This is a genomic window from Solitalea longa, assembly GCF_002920915.1.
Classification (GTDB): domain Bacteria; phylum Bacteroidota; class Bacteroidia; order Sphingobacteriales; family Sphingobacteriaceae; genus Solitalea; species Solitalea longa.
The window spans coordinates 1-13,416 of record NZ_PQVF01000011.1 but is presented as its reverse complement, the minus strand read 5'-3'; the positions used below and the strand labels follow the sequence as shown (position 1 = coordinate 13,416).

Here is a 13,416-nt window from a genome sequence, read left to right as displayed (position 1 = left end):
TTAAGAACTAATTGCTTCGCGTGGAAATAGAACTAAATTCTGAAATTTTGATGTAAGATAAACCGTTCGACGGGTAAATCAGGGGGAGAAGTATCTGCGCTAAATGATACTTTTTCAATCTCAATAGGAGCATGCAGAAACACCGCTACGTAGGAAAGTGCAAAATGAATGCTTAAAACAGGGATTTTAAGTTGATGCTGTGACTTTAAAAAGTCATCCTGAACCTTTATTACTTTGGCTTCGTCTTTACAGCAATCTTTCATAGGTTCTTCACCCGACTTCGTGCAACTGCATTTTTTTGTCAAATGAAAATCTGTAGAGGTTAACACTTTGCCACAGTAATGTGCATACACTGGCACTCCTGCATTCATCAGCAGGAAGAAAAATGTAAAACACAATATGAGCAAACGTTTTGTCATTATAACAAAAATATGATTTTTCTTTTCAGATCTCTTAATAAATTAATGTAACAATAAAGCCTATCAGATTAATTACTGGAGCTTTAAATACATTTCAGCAGTCATTACTGTAATTTGAGCATTTTTATAATCCTTTAAATTTCGTGTTATTAAAAGATGAATATTGTTTTCAATAGCTGTAAAATATTGAATCGCATCTTCGAAATCTGAAAACAAAGAATTGAGCGCCAAATCAATTATCTTTTCATCAACACTTAATATGTTCAGCAATAACCTGAAATTATTGAGTATTCGACGACCTTCAACTTGTCCATGTTGTTTAGTCAGCAAATAATTTAAATTGTTAATAGAAAGTGAGGAGATATATAACGTAATCTCCCCTTTGTCTGACTTAGTGAAAAGCTTTGCTGCATACTCGTAAAATCCTTCTCGTTTAGCCAATAAGTCAAGAGCAATATCTGTATCGATAAATATTCTCTCCATTACCTGTATTTATCTTCCAGATAATTACCATAGTCTTTTTTAAGGTCAAACTCAGGAGAAAGTTTCAATACTCCCGACAATTCTTTAACCAAAGGAGAGAGAGCTTCTGAACTTAAATCTTTAGAATCAGCCGAAACTTTGCTTAAATAATTTTCAATCAACTTCGATACAGAAGTATTCTGAAGCTTGGCGTATTGCTTCGCTTTTTCTATGATCTCCTTCTTAATTGAAAGGGTGAGTTTGCTATCCATGCTAATAAATATACGTGTAAAATTTAAATTTTTGTACGTATTATTTAAATCTCCTCAGCTTGGTAACCAACAGATTTCAAAGCATCTTTCACTTGTGAAGACTGAATATTTTCTCCTTCAACAGTGAGCACTTTATCGGTGCTAGCTAAATCTACTTCCCAGTGTTTAACTTCTTTTAATCCGTTTAACTCAGGTGTTATAGTAGCGATGCATCCGGTACATTTGATGTTTGTTTTGAATTTCAGTAACATAATTGAATTGTTAATGGTGAACTATTTAATTTTAGATTGATGATTTTAGATTTACGAATGATCGATGAAAAATCGTAAATACTAAATCGTTATATTTTTTTTCGTTGTAACCTTAAGCTGTTTGTTACTACTGAAACTGAGCTTAGCGCCATGGCGGCTCCGGCAAACATTGGGTTCAATTGCCATCCGAAAATTGGGTAGAACAAGCCCGCTGCCAATGGAATGCCTATAAGATTGTAAATAAATGCCCAAAACAAGTTTTGACGAATAGTTTTTACGGTAAAACTTGACAAACGTAAAGCTTTTGGAATCTGCCTTAAGTCGGATGAGGTCAGGGTCATTTTGGCTACATCCATGGCAATGTCAGATCCTTTGCCCATAGCTATACTTAAATCGGCCTGTGCTAAAGCCGGCGAGTCGTTAATTCCATCTCCCGACATGGCCACTACTTTGCCTTCTTTTTGTAGCTGTTTTACAAAAGCAGCCTTGTCGGTGGGCAATAATCCGGCTATTATATGGGTAATTCCGGTTTGTTGTGCTACTGCCTGGGCCGTTTCAAAAGTATCACCTGTTAACATATAAACCTCAATACCCGCTGATTGAAGTTCATTGATGGCTTCTTTTGATCCGGCTTTTATTTTATCGGCAATGGCTATAATGGCAATCAGTTCCTGATCAACAGCGATAAATGAAACTGTTTTAGTCTGTTGTTGTAACTGATGGGCTTGATGAGCAATATCTTCTGAAAGAGGAGCATTAAAGGCTTGTAGTAAGGCTCTATTTCCTACCAATATTACTTTGTTATCGAACTTCGCTTTCAACCCTTTGCCCGAAATGTTTTCAAAATCAGTAGGTTCTGTACTGATGATCTCCTGAGATTTGAGATAACTTACGATCGATTGCCCAAGCGGGTGTTCCGATCGCTGTTCAATACCAAGGATTAAGGGCGCATATTTTTCAAAATCCTTTTCCAGCCAAATAAAATCTGTCACTGTCGGAGTTCCTTGCGTAATCGTTCCGGTTTTGTCGAGGACAACTGCATTAACTTTTCGGGCGATTTCCAGGCTTTCAGCGTCTTTTACTAAAATGCCGTTTTCGGCTCCCTTTCCAACGCCAACCATTAATGCCGTAGGAGTGGCTAAGCCTAAGGCACAAGGACAAGCTATGGCCAATACCGCAACTAATGCTGTAATTGCATGGTACCATTGATCATCGGTCCCCAAAACCATCCAGGCGGTAAATGAAGTAATGGCAATAAGTAGCACAATTGGAACAAAAATGCCGGAGATTTTGTCAACTAATTTTTGAACAGGTGCCTTGCTACCCATGGTATCTTCAACATGTTTGATGATTTGTCCGAGTAATGTTTCTTTACCTATTTTTTCGGCTTTAAACTTGAAACTTCCTTGTTGATTTATGGTTCCGGCAAAAACTTTATCCCCTTGGTTTTTGCTGACAGGTACTGATTCACCTGTAATGGAGCTTTCGTTCACATAAGAGGTGCCGGTTATAACCGTTCCGTCAACGGCAATCTTTTCGCCCGGTTTAACAATGATGATCTGATTGGGATGAACGTTTTCAATGTCGACCACACGCTCCGTTCCATTATCATCTATGGTAACGGTTTTAGCTTGCAGACCCATCAATTTTTTTATTGCTGATGAAGTTTTGGACTTTGAGCGTTCTTCCAACAATCGGCCTAATAGAATGAAAGTAACCACCACTGCTGCCGATTCGAAATAAATTGGAGTATGCTGGCCTGGACGGTGCATTAAATGTGGGAAAAATGTATTGATAGCACTGAAAATAAAGGCTATCCCGCTACTTAAAGCTACCAGTGTATCCATGTTAGCACTGCCGTGTTTAGCCTGTTTAAAAGCATTGATAAAGAATTGATTGCCAAAAACAAACAAAATAATTCCGGTTAAAACCATCATAATCCAGTTTCCCGGAGGCCAATGCATAAAGAACATTCCGATTACAACAACCGGTAATGTTAATATGCCTGCCCAAATGGTATTCTTTTTAAGCTGTTGATATTTCAAATGCTGCAGTTCTGCCTGCTCTTCTTTGGCATTGTCTTCAATAAAAAGATCATAACCGATTGATTGTACTGATTTCTTGAGTACCTCTGGGGAAATTAAATGAGCATTGTATTCAACAGCTACCGAATTTGCAGCAAAATTTACTTCAGCTTTTACTACTCCAGGAGTATTGTTAAGCATACTTTCTACGCTCACGGCACAGGAAGCGCAACTCATTCCTTCAACCGGAAATACCTTTTTGAGAAGTTCGTTTGATCTATTATCGATTTGCATAAGCTATGTAGTTTGTAATAGAACAAAGCTACCTCACAACCTCATGCAAAGCTTTATACAATTTTGGGAGAAGTTTATATGATTTTGGATGAGACCCACAGTCTCCGGTCGACAGTCTCCAGTCGACAGTCCCCAATTCTAAGTCCCCAGTCTACAGTTATAGTACATACCAGTTACTGCCGACAGAATACAGCCTACTGCTGACCACCAACTTTATCCAACGCTTTTCTATTGGAATCTCTTAGTTTTTTGAATTCACTCGGGGTTAGTCCTGTTGTTTTTTTGAATTGAGAGGAAAGATGAGCCACACTGCTGTAGCCAAGCTGGTAAGCAATTTCACTTAGCGTTAATTCATCATAGAAAATTAACTCTTTGGCTTTTTCAATGCGTTGTAAGATCAGGTATTTCTCAATGGTAATACCTTCAAATGAAGAGAACAGATTACTTAAATAACTGTAATCGACGTTAAGTGTGGATGATAAGTAATCGGAAAGATTTATTTGCAGATTTACAGGTTCTTTACGATGCACCAGCTCGATGATCATATTTTTAATAAGTTCAATGAGCTTACTTTGTTTATCTTCCAAAAGCTCAAAACCGTTATCTTCTAAAAGTGATTTAATACGTTCTAATTCATGCTCGTTTGGCGTGTCATCCAGTTCAACTTCTCCGAGTTTTATTGAATTAACAGTTTGGCCAATTTTTTCTAATTCATCTTTAACCACTTTAATACAGCGGTTACAAACCATATTTTTTATTCGTAAAAGCATTTTTATGATAAAATAAATAAACCGACAATAAATTAACGGTTAATAATGAAATAGGTTTTGTGAGGCAATAGTCAGTTATTTTACAAAATGTAAAAGTTTTGGTTTATTGAGCAATAATCGGCTTTTATATTTTATTTTCACCTCAACGTTAAATAAAAACATTTATGAAGTTTTACAAAGTTTGTTTGCTGGGAATACTTGCTTTAGCAGCTTACAACGCCAATTCACAAGCGCTTTATCAAACAGTTAATATTAAATCGGCATTTGAAAAAGGCACCCGGGCCGTTAATGGAAAACCGGGCGCCAATTACTGGCAAAACCGCGCCGATTATAAGATTAAGATGAATTTTGACCCGCAAACCAAAGTGTTAAGCGGAGAAGAATCCATAACCTATTTTAATAACAGTCCGGATGCATTAAGCCGACTGATCATTCGCTTGTATCCTGATTTTTATAAGAAAGGCGTTGAACGCAACACTCAAATCGATCCTAAAGATGAGAATGAGGGCGTTGTAATTGATTTTCTGAAAATTAATGAAGAGCAGATCAGCGACATTCAAAACAATAAGAAAGCTGCCCGCTATGGGACTAATTTAATGTTGACGCCTTCAACTTCAGTTGCTGCTAAAAGTGAAAATACACTTGTTATTAAATGGCATTATACAGTAAATACAGGATCTCAGCAACGTACTGGTGCTATTGATGAAAGCTCGTTTTTTATAGCTTATTCATTTCCAAGACTATCAGTTTATGATGATATAAATGGATGGGACATGTGGAGTTATAAGGGTACTCAGGAGTTTTATAACGATTTTGGAAACTATGAGGTAGAAGTTACTGCGCCTAAGAACTTTATTGTATGGGCCACAGGTGACTTACAAAACGGGGCAGAAAACTTAAACGCCACCGTTACTGAGCGTTTAAAATTAGCTGCAACAACCAATAAAACCGTTCATGTTATTGATTCCACCGATTACAAAAAGAATAACGTGTTTGCAGCAAACCCTACCGGTAGCTGGAAATTCAAAGCAACTAATGTAAGTGACTTTGCTTTTGCTTTAAGCGATCATTATTTATGGGATGCAAGTAGCGTATTAGCTGATTCGGTTACCAAACGCCGTGTGATGGTGAATACCGCCTATAATAAAATTCACCAAGATTATTTTGAGGTACAGGATATTGCTAACAAATCAGTTGAACTGATGAGCCATGTATATCCAAAAGTGCCATTCCCTTACCCTCAAATTACCATTGTTGATGGAACTGACCAGATGGAGTACCCGATGATGGTGAATGATAATCCAAGCCCTAACCGTAAATACGCGGTGCAGTTAACCACACACGAGATTTTCCATACCTATTTTCCGTTTTATATGGGCATCAATGAAACACAATATGCCTGGATGGATGAAGGCTGGGCTTCAATAGGCGAAACGGTATTATCGGCGTTGTTGGGTGAGCCTGAAGATGATGGGATTTATAGTAAAACCCGCTATGAGAAGATCTCGGGTAGTGATTCAGATATGCCATTGATTGCCAATACCAAGAATTATGATGGTTCTGCATATGTTACCAATTCATACGGTAAAGGTGCATTAAGCTATCATGTGCTTAGAGATATGTTGGGTGATAAATTATTCTTTAAGGCTTTACATCAATACATGAACGATTGGAATGGTAAGCATCCAACGCCGTATGACTATTTTAATAGCTTCAATAATACAACCGGAAAAAACCTGAATTGGTTTTGGAGGCCATGGTTCTTTGAGTGGGTTTACCCTGACTTATCCGTTAATAACGTTTCTTTAGATACAAAAGGGCAAACGTCTATTGTTATTGAGAACAAGGGCGGTTTGCCGTTGCCGATTCATTTAGTTATTAAACTCGAAAATGGGAAAGAAGTGATAAAACACTTTACTGCCGAATCATGGGCTGCCGGCAATACTGAATTTATTGCTAAAGGGTATTTTGAAGCGAAAGTTAAAAGTGTAACCATAGGTGATGAATTTACTCCTGATAAACAAAGAGAGAATAATAAATGGGAGCAAGGTCAGACTGTGAAAACCGGTAGTTTTAAATAGAAATTTGGTGTTAATTGAAAAAGGCGTTGAATTAAATCAACGCCTTTTTGTTTATTGTTTTTCCTCTTCTAAAACCAACTTCATTTCATCAGTTGGAGCCATTGGAGGCTTTTCTTCGGTTTCCTTTTTTAGAGCCTTGGCTTTTTGGCTGTTTCCTTTGTTAACCAGCATTACTCCAAATAGAATAATAGCCAGTGAAAAGGTTTGAATACCTGATATTGGTTCACTTAAAATCAACCAGCCCAATAATACAGCGACAGGAGGATTGACATAGGCATAAGTGCCTACTTGCGCAGGTGAACGAACTGAAAGCAACCACACATACGATAAATAACCGATTAACGATCCGAAGGTTACCAGGTAGGTTAATGCCAACCATGATTGATTGGTTGTTTGGCTGATATCATAGCTTTGATATTCACCTCTTATGGCAGCAACTGTAAAAAAGGCTAAGCTGGCTACCAGCATTTGAATGCTAACCTTCATTAAAGTAGATCCATCAGTAGGAGAGTACTTAGTAAATAAAGAACCGCCTACCCATGCTATAGAACCAGTTAAAAGCACTAAAAGACCCATCAGTTGCTTATGATCTTGTAAGCTAAAATGAGTGGATTGATTACCGCTGGTAACAAGTATTATTACACCCGAAAACCCTATCAATAGGCCGGCTACAATGGGTAAACTCGTAAACGATCGTTTCCATTCGCGTTTATCTAGTAGAGCCATCCATAAAGGCGCTCCTGCAACCACAATAGCCGTTAAGCTGCTAGGTAAATATTGCTCGGCCCAAATTACAGCTCCATTTCCCCAAAGCAGCAGTAATAAACCGGTGATACAGCTTTTTAATATGGCTGTTTTGGAAGGGAATTTTTCTTTGTTGTAAAAACACCATCCCAGTAATAAAACACCGGCAATTAAAAATCTCATCCCGCCCATAATCATAGGAGGGATACTTTGAATAGCCACTGAGATACCCAAATAGGTTGATCCCCAAATAAGATAAATGGCTGCAAAAGCAGCAAAAACAAGTGTTTTTGATGGTTCTTTAATGTTGTTGAGCGTTTTCATTTTGTGTTAGAGGAATAGTTAGGTTTGTTGTTTCTTTTAAGGTTTCGAGTACGATGGTGGTGCGGGTTGAGATAATGCCCTGAATTTTACTTAGTTCTTCCCGCATCCATTTAACTAATGATTGAGAGTCTTCAGTTCTGATCTTAATCAAAAAACAGTCATCTCCGGCAATATGATGTACTTCCTGTATTCCCGGTAAATCTTTAATTGAATTATCCTGCCAGCAACTGTTTGGAGCAGTGGACGACTTTACGAAAATAAATGCCAATAATTTTTGATTTAAGGCGATTGGATTAATACGGGTGTGGTACGACTGGATAATACCTTTTTTTTCCAGCTTGCGCACCCGCTCAAGCATGGCCGAAGGGGCCATACCCAGTTCTTTTGCCAGTTCTGAATTTGAGATACAGGCATTTTCCTGTTTTAAAGAAAGGATTTTTAAATCGATATCGTCTAAGTCAAACATGTGTAGAATATTATTCAGTTAATATACGAATAAATAGAATAATATTCATTATAAAAGACAAAAAACAGAATTGTAACAAATTTGAGAAGGATGTTGATCTTTGATGAGGTAGGTATAAAAAACAAGGAACCTCGACCGGGGAGATGCGAAGTTCCTTACAACCAATTTATGTATTATGAATATGAAGCAAAGATAGTGTAATATTTACACTATCAAAATATTTTTAATAAATTTTTTTAAGTTTTTTTATGAAAGAAAATTACTGATTGTTAAAGTGTTGCTTTGACTAATTAATGAACTGTGTTTCAGTGTGAAGTAAAATAAAATTTGGAAAATCGATGAAAAAAAACCAGAGATAGAACTGATTAAAATTTGGTAGAAACTCCAAAGCATAAAAAACCATTATACCCAACTCCCAGTTCTCCAAAAACGCCGATCTTTTTTCCATAACGAAAACCAATGGCATTAATCTGAAAAGCAAATTCAGTGGTAGATGAAGTTTCAATGTCTGAGTCATTTATGGGTTTAGCTTTGGCAAAAGCAACACCAGCAGCTAATCCGGAATATAGTTGAAACCTTTCTTTATTAACGTATCGATAATCACTTCTCGCCATAATTATATTGTAAGTACTGGTGTAAGAAAGATCAATAGAAGAGGAATTGCTTGTGGTTTTTCCTTCTAATGAAGTGTTTGAATATAGAGCACCTATGGTCCATTTGGGTTTCACATAATGGTTATAACCAAGGATTATTGGTCCGAATTTTACAGAAGTTTCGGTTGATTCTCCGGTAAATAGGGCCACGAATGCGTCTGAAAAGGTTTCGCTGGCTTCTTGTACTGAACCTAACCCATAGCCAATATAAACTTCATTATTTTGAGCTTTTATCTGGCTTGAAAACAAACTTAATGTGAATACAATTGCGAGTAGTTTTTTCATAACAGCAGATTTTTTTAGATTGATTAGGATGTAACTATTTGATTGGTAGTAGTTTCTTTTAATTTAAGCTAAAAAAATCAAACTTGAAAGAACGAAATTTTAAGAAATACATGGAATTATATTTAAAAAACTGAGTAATCCAGCGAATAAGCATTTATTTTTAACCTTTTAACTATAGGAATATCTCTTTAATGTTCGATTCATCAAATTCAGCTTTTAAATACGCAGTTCAGTTCGTTAATCAAACTAACAGGCATTTGTTTATTACTGGAAAAGCCGGAACAGGAAAAACTACTTTCTTAAGATACATCAGTCAGCATACCCCTAAAAAGATGGTGATCGTAGCGCCTACGGGTGTTGCGGCCATTAATGCGGGAGGTGTTACCATACATTCCTTTTTCCAGCTTCCTTTTGAAGCATTTTTGCCTATAAACCAGCCGTATTGGAACAAAGATCAGGGGAGGTTTAATACCATCTATTCATTTTTGAAAAACCTGAAGATCAGTAAAGACCGCCGTGAACTGATGCAGGAAATGGAATTGCTGGTTATTGATGAGGTAAGTATGGTAAGAGCGGATCTATTGGATACCATTGACAATGTGTTGAAATATGTTCGTAAACGACCGGAACCTTTTGGAGGAGTTCAGGTTGTGTACATCGGTGATTTGTTTCAGTTGCCACCAGTAGTAAAAAATGATGAATGGGAGGTGTTAAGAACTTATTACGAGAGTCCTTTCTTTTTTGATGCCCATGTGGTAAAGCAGGCTGAGCCGCTGTATTTAGAGCTCACCAAGATTTATCGGCAAAAGGATACTTCGTTTATTAATATCCTTAATAACATTCGAAATAATGTAGTGTTGCCTTCTGATCTTGATCAACTTCATCAGCATTATCAGCCCGATTTCCAGCCTCCTAAAAATGAGCATTACATTACCCTTACCACACATACGGCAAAGGCCAATAGTATTAATTTACGAGAGCTGAATATGTTGTCAGCAAAATCCTATCAATATAATGCGGAGGTTACCGGAGATTTTAATGATAAGGCCTATCCGGCAGATACTGTTCTTGAGTTAAAGGAAAACGCTCAGATCATGTTCATTAAAAACGATAAGGGCGAAAACAGAAGGTATTACAATGGGAAAATAGCGACTGTAAAAAGTATTAACACACAATCCATTACTGTTGTATTTGATAATGGAAATGAGATAGAGCTTGAAAAGGAATCGTGGAAAAATGTTAAGTACCAGTTTAATAGCGACACCGACCGTATTGATGAAATAGTGTTGGGGGAGTTTAAGCAATATCCCGTTCGATTGGCATGGGCGGTAACCATTCATAAAAGCCAGGGATTAACCTTTGAAAAAGCCATTGTTGATGCAGGCGCTTCATTTGCTTCCGGTCAAGTTTATGTAGCACTAAGCAGGCTTACTAATATGCAAGGGTTGGTTTTATTGTCGAAGATAACGGCTCAAGCAGTTTTAAATGACAATAGGGTAATTGCGTTTTGTAAGAAGGAGTTTGATGAAAGCACCATCACTCATCAATTGCAGAATGATCGGGCCAGCTACATAAATGCACTCTTGTTGCAAACCTTTGATTGGAATAAGCTGGTTTATTATCTCGAACAGCATTATAATAGTTTGGCAGGCGGACTAATTGCAGATAAAACCGAAGCTGCTGATTTGGCCGAAAAATGGTATAAAACTGCCATTGCTCAACAAAAGGTGGCCGAATCATTTGTAAAGCAATTGGGGCAGTTGCTGGTGCAGGCGCAAAGTGATAACTATCGTCAGCTTAATGAACGAATTGACAAGGCCTCAGTTTATTTCAGTGGTTCAATAAACGAGATACTGGATGCTCTTGACGATCATATTAATCAAACCCGCAAAAAGAAAAGGGTGGTGAAATACTTGGCCGGCTTAAAGCAGCTTCGGAAAATCATCTTTAGAAAAACTGAACTGATAAAGGCGGCGCAATTAATTGCTCATGGTTTATCAAAAGGTATCGATGCATCATTGCTCTTGGAAGAAATAAAAAGCAATGTGGAAAGTAATGATATTGAGCAAGAAGTTGAAAAGGCTCCAACCAAGACTCCAAAAGGTGAAACGAAGCTCATTAGCTTAGAGTTGTTTAAGGGTGGCAAAAGTATAACTGAGATCGCCTCGGAACGGAACATGACCGAAGGGACAATTGAAGGACATTTAGCATCTTTTATTGCAACCGGAGAAATTAAGGTAGAAGAATTGATTTCCGAAGAAAAACTGAAACCTATCCTTAAATCTATTCAAGCAAACAGCTCGGTTTCCCTCGGCGTTTTAAAGGAAAACCTGGGAGTTAATTTTTCTTATACCGAGATAAAAGTAGCTGTTGCCTACTGGCAGGCAACACAAACAGCTGGCAAATAAGTGTTTTAATAGGGTCGAAGAAGATGAATTCTATTACTCAGAATATCATTATTTCGCCAGTTCAATCCATACAGGGGCGTGATCACTTGATTTTTCCCAGCCACGAACATGGCGGTCAACGCCCGCTTTAATTAACCTGTTTTCAAGCATCGGGTTGATAAGAAAATGATCGATTCTCAAACCAGCATCCCTTCCATAGGCATTTCGAAAGTAATCCCAAAAAGTATAGATCGTTTCATCAGGATACAGCTTTCTTAATGCATCTATCCATCCCTTATTGGTTAGCTGATGAAAAGCTTCTCTTGACTCGGGCCTAAATAGGGCGTCATCAACCCAGCGTTCGGGTTTATAAACATCTTTTTCTGTAGGGATCACATTATAATCTCCACATAATACAACCGGTACATTTTGTTTGAGCAATTCATTCGTATGTGTTTCAAATCGTTTCATCCAACCTAATTTATAATCAAACTTTGGTCCCGGAGCTGGGTTGCCATTTGGAAGGTAAAGTCCTCCAACTAATAGATCTCCAACAAAGGCCTCAATGTATCTGCTATGCACATCTTCCGGATCACCCGGCAAAACTCGCCTTATCTCTTTAATTTCTTCATTATAGGCCAATATAGCAACGCCATTCCAGCTTTTCTGTCCATGCCAAATTACATTGTAACCCAAATCTCGTATTGCTTTTTCCGGAAAGTTTTCCTGAATAGCCTTCAGTTCCTGTAAGCAAACAATATCAGGTTGGGTTTCTTCCAACCATTTGAGTAAAACAGGCAGTCGGGCACTAATGCCGTTAACATTATACGTAGCAATGCGGGTTGAGCTTGAGTTGTTAAGCATATTGAGTGGATGAATATCAAAAATAACAATGTATTCAGGGTTTTGTGTAAATAATCATGAATTCTTTAGGTACTTCACATTCATGATTTTTTATTTTAGGGCATAAAAACAATTGTTTGAAAACTTTTTGGCTTTAGCTTTTTTTATATCGTCTATGACATTTAATACACAACCTACATTAGAAAACGAACAGGTAATACTATTTCCTTTACTTGAAACCGACTTTGATGAACTGTATGCTGCAGCTTCTGATCCTAAAATATGGGAGCAGCATCCGAATAAAGACCGTTGGAAAAAGGATGTTTTTCGAACATTCTTTGAAGGCGCCCTGCAAAGTAAAGGAGCTTTTAAAATAGTTGATAAAACTATAAATAGGGCAGTGGGCAGTACCCGTTTTTACGATTATAACCAAGAGGATAATAGTGTTTTAATCGGATATACGTTTTATGCTACGCAATATTGGGGCAAGGGTATTAACAAGGCAGTAAAAAAACTGATGTTGGACTATGCATTTCAGTTTGTTGATCGGGTATATTTTCATATTGGAGCTAACAATATACGCTCGCAAATTGCTATTACCCGCATAGGAGCCCAAAAGGTTGGTGAGCAGGAAGTGGCTTATTTTGGCGAACCCTCTAAGCTGAATTTTATCTATGTTATTGAAAAGGACGCGACGGTTACCAATAAATGAGAGGAATAAGTTAGATGTGTGGCATAACAAAAAAAGGTTGCCAGATGATTCTGACAACCTTTGTGATCCCGCTGGGATTCGAACCCAGGACCCTCCCGATAAATCGGGATGTTCTAACAGCGNCTTTAATTAATTGCTCAATATATGTTCTTGATTTTTGCTTCTTTATAACCGTTTCTCTTCTCTTGGCATCCAAAAAGGTAGAGAATTCTTCAGTATACTTTAAAACCCATGGAATTCCTGTCTTGGTAAATTTTGAATGACCAATGTTGTGCTCATAAAATCTTCGTTGCAAATCAATACAGGCTCCAACATAGTATTTGTTAATTTTTTCAGAGTAGATGATGTAGATGTGTGGCATGACAAAAAAAGGTTGCCAGATGATTCTGACAACCTTTGTGATCCCGCTGGGATTCGAACCCAGGACCC

Annotated in this window: 14 protein-coding genes; 3 read left to right on the top strand and 11 right to left on the bottom strand. The window is 37.5% G+C overall.

What is annotated here, in order from left to right:
• Positions 1-32: 32 nt before the first annotated feature.
• The 6 genes from C3K47_RS14965 to C3K47_RS14940 all read right to left on the bottom strand — a co-directional run bounded on the left by C3K47_RS14965 (position 33) and on the right by C3K47_RS14940 (position 4,492).
• Positions 33-419, bottom strand: coding sequence for an HYC_CC_PP family protein (locus C3K47_RS14965; RefSeq protein WP_133159396.1), 387 nt, complete (start codon positions 417-419; stop codon positions 33-35).
• A gap of 72 nt (positions 420-491) precedes the next feature.
• On the bottom strand, positions 492-902 hold the full coding sequence (locus tag C3K47_RS14960; protein WP_103789967.1) for a type II toxin-antitoxin system VapC family toxin: 411 nt from the start codon (positions 900-902) through the stop codon (positions 492-494).
• Positions 902-1,153, bottom strand: coding sequence for a DUF6364 family protein (locus tag C3K47_RS14955; RefSeq protein WP_103789966.1), 252 nt, complete (start codon positions 1,151-1,153; stop codon positions 902-904). The genes C3K47_RS14960 and C3K47_RS14955 overlap by 1 nt, the downstream gene beginning before the upstream one ends.
• Positions 1,154-1,197: 44 nt before the next feature.
• Positions 1,198-1,404, bottom strand: coding sequence for a heavy-metal-associated domain-containing protein (locus C3K47_RS14950; protein ID WP_243392562.1), 207 nt, complete (start codon positions 1,402-1,404; stop codon positions 1,198-1,200).
• Between the two features lie 89 nt (positions 1,405-1,493).
• Positions 1,494-3,722 carry a heavy metal translocating P-type ATPase gene (locus C3K47_RS14945; protein ID WP_103789964.1) on the bottom strand — a complete coding sequence of 743 codons (2,229 nt, stop codon included), beginning with the start codon at positions 3,720-3,722 and terminating at the stop codon, positions 1,494-1,496.
• A 194-nt stretch (positions 3,723-3,916) separates the two neighbouring features.
• Positions 3,917-4,492 carry an AraC family transcriptional regulator gene (locus C3K47_RS14940; RefSeq protein ID WP_103789963.1) on the bottom strand — a complete coding sequence of 192 codons (576 nt, stop codon included), beginning with the start codon at positions 4,490-4,492 and terminating at the stop codon, positions 3,917-3,919.
• Between the two features lie 164 nt (positions 4,493-4,656).
• Between C3K47_RS14940 and C3K47_RS14935 the strand changes: the two genes are divergently transcribed.
• On the top strand, positions 4,657-6,573 hold the full coding sequence (locus C3K47_RS14935; RefSeq protein WP_103789962.1) for a M1 family metallopeptidase: 1,917 nt from the start codon (positions 4,657-4,659) through the stop codon (positions 6,571-6,573).
• Between the two features lie 51 nt (positions 6,574-6,624).
• On the opposite strand, the gene C3K47_RS14930 is transcribed toward C3K47_RS14935, so the two are convergent.
• The 3 genes from C3K47_RS14930 to C3K47_RS14920 all read right to left on the bottom strand — a co-directional run bounded on the left by C3K47_RS14930 (position 6,625) and on the right by C3K47_RS14920 (position 9,045).
• Positions 6,625-7,641 (bottom strand): EamA family transporter, encoded by a 1,017-nt coding sequence (locus tag C3K47_RS14930; RefSeq protein WP_103789961.1) that lies wholly within the window; start codon positions 7,639-7,641, stop codon positions 6,625-6,627.
• Complete coding sequence (locus C3K47_RS14925) at positions 7,619-8,107, bottom strand: Lrp/AsnC family transcriptional regulator (RefSeq protein ID WP_103789960.1); 489 nt, start codon at positions 8,105-8,107, stop codon at positions 7,619-7,621. Before C3K47_RS14925 ends, C3K47_RS14930 begins: the two co-directional genes overlap by 23 nt.
• Positions 8,108-8,472: 365 nt before the next feature.
• Complete coding sequence (locus C3K47_RS14920; protein WP_103789959.1) at positions 8,473-9,045, bottom strand: hypothetical protein; 573 nt, start codon at positions 9,043-9,045, stop codon at positions 8,473-8,475.
• A 191-nt stretch (positions 9,046-9,236) separates the two neighbouring features.
• Here C3K47_RS14920 and C3K47_RS14915 point away from each other — a divergent pair, with 191 nt between their 5' ends.
• Entirely contained in the window at positions 9,237-11,453 is a 2,217-nt protein-coding gene (locus tag C3K47_RS14915) for a helix-turn-helix domain-containing protein (protein ID WP_103789958.1), read from the top strand.
• A 48-nt stretch (positions 11,454-11,501) separates the two neighbouring features.
• On the opposite strand, the gene xth is transcribed toward C3K47_RS14915, so the two are convergent.
• Positions 11,502-12,296: an exodeoxyribonuclease III gene (xth, locus tag C3K47_RS14910; protein WP_103789957.1), complete on the bottom strand. Its 795-nt coding sequence runs from the start codon at positions 12,294-12,296 to the stop codon at positions 11,502-11,504.
• 154 nt (positions 12,297-12,450) lie between these two features.
• Here xth and C3K47_RS14905 point away from each other — a divergent pair, with 154 nt between their 5' ends.
• Complete coding sequence (locus C3K47_RS14905) at positions 12,451-12,987, top strand: GNAT family N-acetyltransferase (protein ID WP_103789956.1); 537 nt, start codon at positions 12,451-12,453, stop codon at positions 12,985-12,987.
• A gap of 10 nt (positions 12,988-12,997) precedes the next feature.
• On the opposite strand, the gene C3K47_RS14900 is transcribed toward C3K47_RS14905, so the two are convergent.
• Entirely contained in the window at positions 12,998-13,348 is a 351-nt protein-coding gene (locus C3K47_RS14900; protein WP_103790110.1) for a GIY-YIG nuclease family protein, read from the bottom strand.
• Between the last annotated feature and the right edge of the window lie 68 nt (positions 13,349-13,416).

Coding starts and splice junctions, on each gene's coding strand:
- C3K47_RS14915 (WP_103789958.1), top strand. CDS start 9,237: ATGTTCGATTCATCAAATTCAGCTTTTAAATACGCAGTTCAGTTCGTT.
- C3K47_RS14930 (WP_103789961.1), bottom strand. CDS start 7,641: ATGAAAACGCTCAACAACATTAAAGAACCATCAAAAACACTTGTTTTT.
- C3K47_RS14965 (WP_133159396.1), bottom strand. CDS start 419: ATGACAAAACGTTTGCTCATATTGTGTTTTACATTTTTCTTCCTGCTG.
- C3K47_RS14940 (WP_103789963.1), bottom strand. CDS start 4,492: ATGCTTTTACGAATAAAAAATATGGTTTGTAACCGCTGTATTAAAGTG.
- C3K47_RS14955 (WP_103789966.1), bottom strand. CDS start 1,153: ATGGATAGCAAACTCACCCTTTCAATTAAGAAGGAGATCATAGAAAAA.
- C3K47_RS14905 (WP_103789956.1), top strand. CDS start 12,451: ATGACATTTAATACACAACCTACATTAGAAAACGAACAGGTAATACTA.
- C3K47_RS14960 (WP_103789967.1), bottom strand. CDS start 902: ATGGAGAGAATATTTATCGATACAGATATTGCTCTTGACTTATTGGCT.
- C3K47_RS14935 (WP_103789962.1), top strand. CDS start 4,657: ATGAAGTTTTACAAAGTTTGTTTGCTGGGAATACTTGCTTTAGCAGCT.
- C3K47_RS14950 (WP_243392562.1), bottom strand. CDS start 1,404: ATGTTACTGAAATTCAAAACAAACATCAAATGTACCGGATGCATCGCT.
- C3K47_RS14945 (WP_103789964.1), bottom strand. CDS start 3,722: ATGCAAATCGATAATAGATCAAACGAACTTCTCAAAAAGGTATTTCCG.
- xth (WP_103789957.1), bottom strand. CDS start 12,296: ATGCTTAACAACTCAAGCTCAACCCGCATTGCTACGTATAATGTTAAC.
- C3K47_RS14925 (WP_103789960.1), bottom strand. CDS start 8,107: ATGTTTGACTTAGACGATATCGATTTAAAAATCCTTTCTTTAAAACAG.
- C3K47_RS14920 (WP_103789959.1), bottom strand. CDS start 9,045: ATGAAAAAACTACTCGCAATTGTATTCACATTAAGTTTGTTTTCAAGC.